Genomic DNA, 574 nt, shown 5'->3' on the forward strand with positions numbered 1-574 from the left:
TCCGACTTCGGCCGGCGCGGCCCAGGCCACGCTGGCCGGCCTCGGTGACCGGTCGGCGGGACTGGGCCGCTCGTGCGCCGACGCCGCGACCGTCCTCGACGGCTGGGCGGAGGAGCTGGCGCGGCTGCAGTCCGAGGCGGGCGCGCTGGGCGGGCGGGCCCTGGACAACCGCCGGGAGCGGCAGGCCGCCGGGGTGCGGGTGACGACGGCGCTCGCGCTGGACGGCTCGGGGGCCACGGGCACGGTGCTGGGCGACCAGGCCGCGCTGGACCGGCTGGAGGCGCGGCGGCGGGAGCTGCAGCAGGAGGCGGAGGAGCTCCACCTGCGGTGGTGCGCGGCGTCCCGGCGCTGGTCGGCGCGGCTGGACGGCGCCGCACCGCCGGTCGCGGCGGGCTGGTGGCGGGGGGCCTGGGACCTCGCGCACGACGGCTACCAGCACCGGGTCCGCCAGGACGCCCGGCTGCTGTCCTGGGCGGCGGGGGCGACGGGCGCGGCGGCGGCCGTGAGCGGGGTCGTGGCCCTGGTCCCGGCGGCCGCCCCCGTCGCGGTGCCGCTGTCGCTCGCGCTGGGGGGG

At 82.1% G+C, this 574-nt stretch carries 1 protein-coding gene; it reads left to right on the forward strand.

Annotation, left to right across the window (positions count from 1 at the left end; genetic code table 11):
* On the forward strand, positions 1-574 hold a 574-nt coding region (locus WCS02_RS21030; protein WP_340296248.1), incomplete at both ends, for a hypothetical protein.

Origin of the sequence: Aquipuribacter hungaricus, assembly GCF_037860755.1 — a bacterium.
Classification (GTDB): Bacteria; Actinomycetota; Actinomycetes; order Actinomycetales; family JBBAYJ01; genus Aquipuribacter; species Aquipuribacter hungaricus.